Source organism: Mesobacillus sp., from assembly GCF_049588175.1.
GTDB lineage: Bacteria > Bacillota > Bacilli > Bacillales > Cytobacillaceae > Mesobacillus.
Genome location: NZ_JBAVFI010000324.1, coordinates 1 through 10,240, shown reverse-complemented (window position 1 = coordinate 10,240; position 10,240 = coordinate 1). Strand labels below are relative to the sequence as shown.

13 protein-coding genes are annotated in these 10,240 nt (G+C 40.9%); 2 read left to right on the top strand and 11 right to left on the bottom strand.

Translation table 11 applies throughout. The annotated features are described in order from the left end of the window. Positions 1-1,322, top strand: a 1,322-nt coding sequence (locus WB217_RS08005; protein WP_423992292.1) for an efflux RND transporter permease subunit, incomplete at its 5' end; no start/stop codon positions are given. A 107-nt stretch (positions 1,323-1,429) separates the two neighbouring features. On the opposite strand, the gene WB217_RS08000 is transcribed toward WB217_RS08005, so the two are convergent. The 10 genes from WB217_RS08000 to WB217_RS07955 all read right to left on the bottom strand — a co-directional run bounded on the left by WB217_RS08000 (position 1,430) and on the right by WB217_RS07955 (position 9,116). Further along, a complete protein-coding gene (locus tag WB217_RS08000) occupies positions 1,430-3,124 on the bottom strand; it encodes a M3 family oligoendopeptidase (RefSeq protein ID WP_423992290.1) in 1,695 nt (564 codons plus the stop codon). 128 nt (positions 3,125-3,252) lie between these two features. Next, positions 3,253-3,693, bottom strand: coding sequence for a MarR family winged helix-turn-helix transcriptional regulator (locus tag WB217_RS07995; RefSeq protein WP_423992288.1), 441 nt, complete (start codon positions 3,691-3,693; stop codon positions 3,253-3,255). A 371-nt stretch (positions 3,694-4,064) separates the two neighbouring features. Continuing rightward, on the bottom strand, positions 4,065-4,811 hold the full coding sequence (locus WB217_RS07990; protein WP_423992286.1) for a class I SAM-dependent DNA methyltransferase: 747 nt from the start codon (positions 4,809-4,811) through the stop codon (positions 4,065-4,067). Beyond that, positions 4,811-5,164 carry a ribosome silencing factor gene (gene rsfS, locus WB217_RS07985; RefSeq protein WP_423992284.1) on the bottom strand — a complete coding sequence of 118 codons (354 nt, stop codon included), beginning with the start codon at positions 5,162-5,164 and terminating at the stop codon, positions 4,811-4,813. The genes WB217_RS07990 and rsfS overlap by 1 nt, the downstream gene beginning before the upstream one ends. Before the next feature lie 4 nt (positions 5,165-5,168). Then, on the bottom strand, positions 5,169-5,735 hold the full coding sequence (gene yqeK, locus WB217_RS07980; protein ID WP_423992282.1) for a bis(5'-nucleosyl)-tetraphosphatase (symmetrical) YqeK: 567 nt from the start codon (positions 5,733-5,735) through the stop codon (positions 5,169-5,171). Beyond that, positions 5,725-6,294 (bottom strand): nicotinate-nucleotide adenylyltransferase, encoded by a 570-nt coding sequence (locus tag WB217_RS07975; RefSeq protein ID WP_423992280.1) that lies wholly within the window; start codon positions 6,292-6,294, stop codon positions 5,725-5,727. The genes yqeK and WB217_RS07975 overlap by 11 nt, the downstream gene beginning before the upstream one ends. Positions 6,295-6,314: 20 nt before the next feature. Next, complete coding sequence (gene yhbY, locus WB217_RS07970; protein ID WP_423992278.1) at positions 6,315-6,608, bottom strand: ribosome assembly RNA-binding protein YhbY; 294 nt, start codon at positions 6,606-6,608, stop codon at positions 6,315-6,317. After that, positions 6,602-7,441, bottom strand: a complete 840-nt coding sequence (gene aroE / locus WB217_RS07965) for a shikimate dehydrogenase (RefSeq protein WP_423992276.1) — start codon at positions 7,439-7,441, stop codon at positions 6,602-6,604. The genes yhbY and aroE overlap by 7 nt, the downstream gene beginning before the upstream one ends. Positions 7,442-7,493: 52 nt before the next feature. Next, the gene (gene yqeH, locus WB217_RS07960) at positions 7,494-8,597 is read right to left on the bottom strand and encodes a ribosome biogenesis GTPase YqeH (protein WP_423992274.1); all 1,104 of its coding nucleotides are present in this window, start codon (positions 8,595-8,597) and stop codon (positions 7,494-7,496) included. Positions 8,598-8,600: 3 nt separating this feature from the next. Beyond that, positions 8,601-9,116, bottom strand: coding sequence for a YqeG family HAD IIIA-type phosphatase (locus WB217_RS07955; RefSeq protein WP_423992272.1), 516 nt, complete (start codon positions 9,114-9,116; stop codon positions 8,601-8,603). 437 nt (positions 9,117-9,553) lie between these two features. Here WB217_RS07955 and WB217_RS07950 point away from each other — a divergent pair, with 437 nt between their 5' ends. After that, complete coding sequence (locus WB217_RS07950; RefSeq protein WP_079510333.1) at positions 9,554-9,694, top strand: sporulation histidine kinase inhibitor Sda; 141 nt, start codon at positions 9,554-9,556, stop codon at positions 9,692-9,694. 186 nt (positions 9,695-9,880) lie between these two features. Here WB217_RS07950 and WB217_RS07945 read toward each other — a convergent pair. Then, positions 9,881-10,240 (bottom strand): phosphatidylserine decarboxylase (locus tag WB217_RS07945; RefSeq protein WP_423992270.1); only part of this gene is annotated, 360 nt, incomplete at its 5' end.

The window sequence follows — 10,240 nt, the reverse complement described above, 5'->3', positions numbered from 1 at the left end:
AGGAAGAGGAAATGTTTGCAGATAAAAAGGAAATCAAGGATGTGACGGTAGGGATTGGCAGCCGCGATTTCCAAACTGGTTTGAAGCGTCAGAATCAGGCGAATTACTTTATCAGCCTTGATGACAGCGCAAGCGTTTCAACCTTTATACCAGAACTTGAAAAAGAAATGGAGGAAATTGTCCTTAAGCTTGAACCAGATGCAAAAATAGGCATTCAGGAGCAATCAACAGGCGGCCCTCCATCCAATAATAATGTAAATATAGACCTTTATTCGACTGACCTTACAGCATTGCAGGAGGCAGCTGCAAAGGTTGAAGAATATATGAAAAAGCAAGATGATTTAAAATATGTTTCGAACAATTTTTCCGAAAAACAAAAGCAAGTGATTGTGGATATTGATCCTGAAAAATCTGCAGAACTTGGTCTATCAGGATTCCAGATTCTTGGAACGATCACAGATAAAACAAAGCCTGTTGATGCGGGTACAATGAAATTAGGTGAAGAGGAACGAAAAGTTTCGATCACTTATGGTGATCAATCAGAGTCGATAGCTGATTTAAAGAATACGATTATTTTCACCCAGCAGGGACCTGTACCGATTACAGATATTGCCGAGATTACAGAAACAGACGCCTTTACGTCCATTCAAAAATTGGACGGAAAAATATTCGCACAAATCTCTGCACAAATTGCTTCCGATGATATTCGGTCTGTTTCTACAAACGTCATAAACGGTGTGGAAAAGCTTGACCTCCCAGATGGTGTTTCATTGGAAGGCGGTGGAGGAAGTGATGAAACAGTCGAGACGTTCACTCAGCTTGGCATTGCTATAGTGGTCGCAATCGGCCTTGTTTACCTGACAATGCTGATTACATTTGGGCAGGCAAGGATTCCATTAATCATTCTCTCATCCTTGATCTTCGTCCCAATTGGTTCACTGCTTGGGCTTTGGATTGCGGATGAACCAATGTCTGTAAGTGTCATGATAGGATTGCTGATGCTGATTGGAATCGTTACAACAAATGCCATCGTCCTTGTCGACAGGATCGGCCAAAATCGTATGCAAAAAGGAATGACAATCCGAGATGCCCTTGTAGAGGCAGGGATAACAAGACTGCGGCCAATCCTGATGACCGCCTTCGCTACCATAGCAGCGTTAATACCGTTAGCAATGACCACTTCGTCAGGCACTTTAATTTCTAAGGGGCTGGCAGTGACGGTTATTGGGGGTCTTACCTCCTCTACCCTACTGACGCTGATTTTAGTTCCTGTCATTTATGAAGTATTTTTCTACAGGCAGGTTAAAAAGGAACGCAGATAATAAGCTGATGCTTACAGTGGACTTCATTTACAACATTAAACTAATTATTACATCTTAAAGATAGAAAAAAAAGCGAAGCCAGCAGGCTTCGCTTTTTACTATTCATATTATAGATTGCTGTCGTCTACGGAATCTAGCCAGCTTTCAATTTCTCCAATTACTGATTCGACACAGCCTTCTTCAAAAGGTGAGATCAAATTAGCAGCTTTTACTAGCTCCGTAAAGGCCATGCTGCCGCCTAGCTTGCATAGATTCGCGTAATCCTTCCATGCTTCTTCCTGGTTTTCTCTTGAGCGCTTCCAGAATTGGAAGGCACAGATTTGTGCAAGAGTATAATCGATATAGTAGAATGGAGAATTATAAATATGTCCCTGGCGCTGCCAGAATCCGCCTTCCTCCAGGTATGCATTTCCGTCATAATCTTTATGTGGAAGGTATTTCTTCTCGATTTCACGCCATTGCTGCTTGCGCTCTGCAGGAGTTGCTTCCGGGTTTTCATAGACCCAGTGCTGGAACTCATCAACCGAAACTCCGTAAGGCAGGAAGAGAAGGGCTCCGCTCAAATGAGAGAATTTGTACTTATCTGTATCCTCTTTAAAGAACAATTCCATCCAAGGCCAAGTAAAGAATTCCATGCTCATTGAATGGATTTCACATGCTTCATATGTTGGCCAATTGTATTCAGGTATTTCGAAATGGCGGCTAGAATAAACCTGGAAAGCATGCCCTGCCTCGTGGGTGAGAACATCAATGTCTCCTGATGTACCATTGAAATTAGAAAAGATAAATGGCGATTTATAATTTTCGATATACGTACAATAACCGCCTCCAGCTTTCCCCTTCTTAGCAACAAGATCCATAAGATTGTTTTCATTCATATATCGGAAAAATTCGCCTGTCTCACTCGAAAGCTCATCATACATCTTCTGCCCGTTATCTACAATCCACTCCGGGCTTCCTTTAGGTACTGCATTGCCTGTTTTAAAGCCAAACGGCTCATCATAATACTTGAGCGTGTCAACTCCAATGCGGTTCATCTGGCGCTCCTTAAGCTTTGTAGCGACAGGGACAATATATTGGTGTACCTGATCCCTGAAAGCCGCAACCATTTTGCTGTCGTAATCTGTTCGGTTCATACGGAAATAGGCAAGCTCTACAAAGTTTTTATAACCAAGCTTATGGGCAATTTCCGTTCTTACTTTTACAAGTTCATCATAAATCCGGTCAAATTCATCTCCATGTTCGGAGAAAAATTCGAATTTTGCTTCACTTGCACTTTTTCTTGTTTCACGGTCTTTCGACTCTGTAAAAGGATCAAGCTGTGCCAGAGTCCTTTCTTCACCTTCAAACATAATTTTTGCTGAAGCTACTAGTTTCGTATATTCAGTAGATAGTTTATTTTCCTTCTGCATTAAAGGAACAATCTCAGGAGAGAACTGTTTTAACTGTGCTTCTGCCAGTGCGAAAAGCTGGCGGCCCCACTTAGCTTCAAGTTCATCTTTATAAGGTGATGCAACTAATGCTTCATAATATTTCGTCACAAGTCCCTCTACCTGAGGGGCAAGATCATCAAGAAAATCCTGTTCCTGCTTATAGAATTCGTCCTCTGTATCAATTGAATGCCGGATATAGCAAAGGTTGAACATTGTCCCAACATCATTGCGAAGCTCATTGATTTCATTCATTGCTGTACTCTGTTCCTCAACCGAGCCAGCATTCTTGAATTTTTCCAGAAGCTGATCAAATTTCGCTGTAACCTCTTCAAGATTTGGACGCGTATATGTATACTGCTCAAAATTCATGGTATTGCCCCCTTTTTCTCTATCTGGGATTGAGCCAATCCCCATCTCTTTCCTATTCTACGGATATTCATTATTTCCCTTTTTATTCCGAAAAAATAAACAAAAAAACGGCTAAGACGCCGTTTTTTTTAATATTTGCTGACAGATAGCCCGAGTTTTTTTAATAACTCGATAGCGGTTGCCTTTTCCTCATCTGAAAGGCTGCCCATCAATTCATGAATCAACGCACTATGCTCTGGGAAAATCTCTTCGATCAATTTTTTTCCATTGTCGGAGATTTTAGCATAAGTCACTCGACGGTCTTTTGGACAGGCTACTCTATTGAGATATCCTTTTTCTTCAAGCTTGTCGACAACATAGGTGATGCTCCCGCTAGCTAGTAATATTTTACCGCCAATCTGCTGTAATGGCTGCTCCCCTTTATGGTACAAAAGCTCAAGGACAGCAAATTCAGTAGGGTTAAGCCCATTTCTCTGGATAACCTTGTTTACTTTTTCATTAACTGCCCTGTATGCTCTCGACAGGACAATGAATAATTTTAAAGATTGGTTTTCTCTCTCATTGTTCATGCTAATTCATTCCTTTACCTTTAACGACTTATCCATAAGTAGAGTATATCTGAATTTCTTTTATTTATCAGTATTTCCCTTGATTTTATTATAAAAACTATCATTCCATTTGAATCTATAGGGCATGGTGATTTTAAAGGAAAGGCTCTGTTAAACAAGACTGTTGATTTTCGTTCCAGGCGCTTCGCTTTCCGCGGGGCTGGCGCTGAGCCTCCTCGTCGCTTCGCTCCTGCGGGGTCTCACCTGTCCAGCTAAGCCCGCAGGAGTCTGCGCGCCTTCCACTCCAATCAACAGGGTTTCAATAAATGATATGTGATCTGTATCTTTGTCGACAAACTAAGGCTCCCATTTATTAAAATGGGAGCCTTCTTTTAAGGTTTGATCATTGCAAAAAATATTCTCTCTGCTTCAGGCTTCGGAGCTTCTAATAAGTAGTCTCCAGTAATTTCAATTTTTCTGAAACCGGCCTGCTCCAAGAGTTCTATATACAAACCTTCCGGATATGTACGCTGGAAATGCACTTCATCAATTCTATCATACTTTCCTGATGGTTCATCATAAACAAAGAAAGTGAGTTCATGTTCAACACTATGGGCTGTTTCCCCTTTATAACTGTTCCATATATAGGTGATTTCTTCATCATCCCAAGTAAATGTTGCATCTGCAAATATATGATCCATTTTATATACCGAATGGACATCAAACAGGAATAATCCGCCTTTCTTTAAAAGGCGGTAAACTCCATCTATAGTTTTTTTAACAGATTGTTCGTCTTGTAAATAATTCAGGGAATCACAGAAAATGCCGATGATGTCATATTCGCCTAGATCGTCAAGATCAGTCATGTCCTGCTGAAAAAACTGGATTGGCAGGCCAAGTCCATCAGACTTAGCCCGTGCAACCGACAGCATATCTGATGATAAATCTGCCCCAGTGACTTCAAAGCCTTCGCCCGCTAGCCTCACCGAGATTTCCCCGGTTCCACATGCGAGATCAAGCAGTTTCTTGCCTTCGATTGAATATTTCTGTGTATACTCTTCGATAATCGAAACCCATTTATCATAAGGGACATCCTGCATTAGCTGGTCATACAAATATGCAAATCTTTCGTAAGACATTAATTGAGCTCGCTCTGCACGTTCTCGATCGGAGCATCTCCCCAGAGGCGCTCTAGGTTATAGTAGCTTCTTTCTTCCCTATGGAATACATGGACGACAACATCCCCTATGTCGATTAAAACCCATCTTGCTTCGTCGAAGCCTTCCATCCTCTTAAGGTCATGGCCCATTTCCAAGGCCTTTTCCCTGATTTCACGAGCAATCGCCTGTACCTGCTTATCAGAATTTCCGTGGCAGATAATAAAATAATCCGCAATCAAGGAAATTCCTTTCATATTCAATACCATAATATCTTCTGCTCTTTTATCATCGGCGGCTTTTACCGCAGTCATTAATAATTCTCGTTCACTCATCTAATCAACCTCCTGAATTTTTTACGATGCTGTTATATGCATTAAATGTATCTGGAAAAACTGGCTGGTTCTTCTTCATTAAAAACTGTATTGTATTTTTCATTGATTGGATCAATGCTTTGTCCAGGTCTGCATCAGCCATTCCCCTTACCTCATCAACACCAGGAAAACGGCGGCCAGGCTCGATATAATCCGCAAGATAGATAATTTTATCAAGCATTGTCATGCTAACTCGCCCTGATGTATGATAACGGATTGCATCTAGCACTTCGTGATCGGTAATCCCTGCTTCTTTTTCGGCGAGGTAGGCACCGACGGGCGCATGCCAGAGCTCACTATTATAATCAAGCAGCTCTGTTGGCATTTTCTGTTCTACAATGATTTGCATCATTTCCTCTTTAGGCCTGAATTTGGCATAATCATGGAAAATAGCTGCCAGTTCAGCTTTTTGGACATCCTCCCCGTACTTATCGGCGAGCTTAATTGCCGTTTCCATTACGCCGATCGTATGCTGATATCGATGTTCCGTAAGCTGCGCTTTTACTATTTTCAGCGCTTGTTCACGTTCCATATAAACCATGCTCCTCTACATATGCCCTAACAGTTTCAGGAAGCAAGTAACGGACGCTCTTCCCTTCCTTAACCCTCTCTCTGATCATGCTCGATGAAATGTCAATCTGCGGTGTCTCCACATGCAAGATTTCATATTCAGATTGATCGTGAAAAGATGGCCTGCTTACCCCTACAAACTTGACCATTTTCAGCAATTCGTCAATCTTATGCCATTTAGGCAAATATTCAACCATATCGCCGCCAATGATAAAGTAAAACTCATGTTCTTTATACATATCTTTTAATATTTTCATCGTTTCATACGTATAAGATGGACCGGTTCGCTCGAGTTCTACGGTCTCTACCCTGAAATCAGGGTTATCCATTACCGCGAGTTCCAGCATGGCAAGCCTGTCAGAATTACTAATAGGCTCAGTGACGCTTTTGTGAGGCGGTACCTGGTTAGGCATGAACCAAATTTTATCGAGTCCCTGTGCATGAAGGACTTCATTTGCAATCACTAGATGCCCGGTATGAGGCGGGTTGAATGTTCCGCCTAATATGCCAACTTTCTTCAATCCGTCACCTCCCAGCTATTTTACCGTGGAAGAACTAATTGCTTGTTTTCGCGTGATTCTTTATATAGGACAATTGTATTTCCGATTACCTGAACCAATTCAGCTTTTGCTCCGTTGGACAACTGCTCAGCAACTGTATCTCTGTCATCTTCACAGTTCTGCAGGATACTAACCTTGATGAGTTCTCTTGCTTCAAGGACTTCATCAATTTGCTTAACCATATTTTCATTTACCCCACCTTTGCCAACTTGAAAAATCGGATTAAGGTGATGGGCTTTCGATCTTAAAAAACGTTTTTGCTTACCTGTTAACATGTATATCCTCCTAAATGTCTTAAAACATTTTCTTTCATTCTTTGTGTATCAGGAAAAATACCCGTCCATTTTTCGAAGGCGAGTGCTCCTTGATACACAAACATATCAATGCCATTTTGGGTTGCTGCTCCGTTGATTGCAGCATCCTTTAATATTTTCGTCTTGAGCGGATTATAGATAATATCACTCACTAGTGCCTTTGTTGATAGGTTCTCGAGTGAGAGTGGGGAGAAATCAACTTCAGGTACCATTCCAATCGAAGTGGTTTGAATGATCAGCTGATACTCTCCAAGCAGCCTTTCAGCGTTTGCTCGATTTAAAACGCGAGACTTGACCTCATACGGACATGTCTTCACTAATTCCTCAGCCTTTTCCATTGTCCGATTAAAAATATCAATCCTTTTTACCCCAGCTTTGGCCATAGATAAATAAATGCCCCTTGCTGCACCGCCTGCTCCTATAATTAAAGCTGATCTCTCTTTAAAATCAGCGGCGTGTCCTTCCAGCCCCTTTACAAAGCCAGGTCCATCCGTATTATAGCCTGTAAACAAGCCGTTTTCATTTTTAACTGTATTTACAGCTCCAATTGCTTCAGCCAATGGATCGATTTTATCAAGAAGCGGCATGATTTTTGTTTTATGCGGGATTGTTACATTGAAACCACTCGTTCCTAATGCTTTCAATCCTTTCACAGCATCCTCGAGATCATCCTTAATTACGCGGAAGGGAAGATAACTGGCATCAATGCCGTATAGCTCGAATAAATCATTGTGCATGGCAGGAGACATTGAATGGGCGATTGGATCGCCAATCACACCGAACATTTTTTTCATCTGTTTCTCCCGCCCTTTCCATCAGACTGTTAGTAGCCGTCACTTTTTAGATTTAAATTAAAGACCTTCTTAACAAAACATGTACTCCTTTAGGAACATAAGCGGCGATTTTTGCACCTGCTTCATTCACTGTCACCCAGCCAAGTCCGGAAAATACAACATCGGTTTTAGGTTCTTTAATCATAAACTCATGACGCACAAGTTCTGGGAACTCTTCCATTTGTTCACGCCGAGGAGGGGTCAGGAGTTCTCCAGCATGGTTCTTATAAAGTTCATCAGCGTTTTCGAGCTTAGTCCGATGAATGTTGATTTCATTAGGCAAATAGCAGGGAAAAGACCTTCTGCCGCCTGAAATGTAATCAAACCGTGCCAGGCCTCCGAAAAATAATGTTTGACTTTCATTTAACTGATAAACCTTAGGCTTAATTTCCCTTTTAGGAGTAATGAATTTCAGGTCACGTTTATCTACATAGTGTGCCATTTGATGATGATTGATAATTCCCGGTGTGTCAACGATTGCTTTGCCATCTGCCAAAGGAATTTCAATCATATCGAGGGTCGTACCTGGAAAATGGGAAGTAGTAATGACATCGCCTTCTCCAGTTACTTCTTTGATGATTCGATTTATAAAAGTAGACTTCCCTACATTTGTACAGCCAACAATGTATACATCCTTGCCATTTCGATATTCATCGATGGCAGCTGCTGCCTCTTTAATATTCAACCCTTTAGATGCGCTAACAAGAAATACATCTATAGGATTGAGTCCGAGTTCCCTGGATTCTTTTTTCATCCAATCAATCAGCTTTCTTTGCTTGACGGACTTTGGCACAAGATCCGCTTTATTTCCGATAAGCAATACTTGGTTACTTCCGGCAAAACGGTGGATCCCCGGCAGCCAGCTGCCATTAAAATCAAAGATATCAACGATCTTGACAATAAGGGCATCCCTTTTTCCAAGCTCATTCAATATTTTTAAGAAATCATCATCAGTAAGGCTGACATCCTGAATCTCATTGTAATTCTTTAATCGGAAGCATCGCTGGCACACTACGACTTCTTTTTCCAGTGATGAAGGCGGGGCGTAACCCAGCTGCTCCGGATCTTCTATCTGTATTTTCACACCACAGCCTGTGCAGGCAAATTGTTCACTCAATGCTTAGTCCTCCCAATTCAGCTTACCTTGTTTCCTGAACCAATCTAAAATCCTTCTTTCAACTTTCCGGTTGAATTTTGTTACAAAGCCATCTGTCTTTGCAACCGGAACAACAAGAATCGTATGGAAGCCGCTTCTATTGCCGCCAAGGACATCAGTCAGCAATTGGTCACCAATCACCACTGTTTCCTCTTTCCGCAGTCCCATTTGCTTTAAAGCCTTATTAAACGCGCGGCTCATAGGCTTTCTTGCTTGAAAAATAAATGGTATTTGAAGGGGATCGGAAAACGACTTAACCCTATTCTCGTTATTATTCGAAACAATCGTGACAAGTATTTCATTTTTCCTCATATTGTCAAACCACTCGATCAGCTTTGGAGTCGCATTTGGGCGGTCCCATTCAACTAGCGTATTATCAAGGTCAGTAATAATGCCCTTCACGCCTTTTTCTTTTAAGCTTTCCGGCTGGATATCAAATATACTTTTCACGTGCTGGTCAGGCAAAAAATGCTTTAGCAATTTCATTACACCTCATTAATTAAGTTCCTATCATACCGTTAACATCATACCCAATTTCACCCTCGCTTTCAAAGCAAACATTTGAACGAGTGAAAAATAATGATTATAACCAGATTGTGTCCGACAATAAATAGTTAAAAAACATCCTTTTTCAACGAAAATCAAAACATTCTCTAAAAAACCAAAAAACTTTTCGACAAAATCCAACATTTTCCTATATTGTGGATAACCTTATGCACAATATACACAGTGATTCTATTACTTTTTTCCCATTTATAAACAAATTAATCACAGGTTATCCACTGGTATTTGTGGATAATTAGAACGGTTGTTCTCAAAGATTCATTCTGATAGAGTAGGGGTAGAACAAATTAGCTTACAATTTTATGCAATATACAACTGGTTTAGAAGTATCCTTTTGGGGGTGAATGACTAGAATGCGTAAACTTTCGGACGAACTATTGATTGAGTCTTATTTTAAAGCAAGAGAATTAAATCTAAGCTATGAGTTTATTAGATTGATCGAAACGGAAATCCATCGGCGGTCATTATCTAACCGGATTAAAGTTTCATCCTAACAGCCCCAGAAGCGGGCTTTTTTTTATTGGCTATTTTTTTAAATGATTGTTATTTCCGACATAGATTTTCCAAAAAATCGTTGACTGAAGCGGAATGTGTGAGACTCCTCCGAAAATGCTAACGCTTTTCTTCGTGCGTGGATTTAAAACCAGGAAAGGCACAGTGTGAATCTGTGCCATGGTTTGTCATTCTTGTCCCTTTAAAGTTCCGATCCTTTCGCCATATTTTATATGATAAGGCGTCACGATACTGGGAAGCAGGCTGAAAGTATTTTTTTCAAAAAGCAAAACAACCGTTGAGCCAAAAGTGAAATATGCCATTTGTTCACCTTTATTGAGCTTCTCTCCATTATGGGTCGTTTCGATTGAATTAACGAACATGGCTCCTACCTTGACTAAGGCAGTCATGCCTGATTTATGCCTGATTTCTGTGATCTTTCGATAGTTTTTGGATAGCGGGAAATCTCCATACCTTAATCCCGTTTTGTTAACAGGATAGGATTTCATGCCAAGTGTCCATTGATTCGTCACTGCACCGGATAAGGG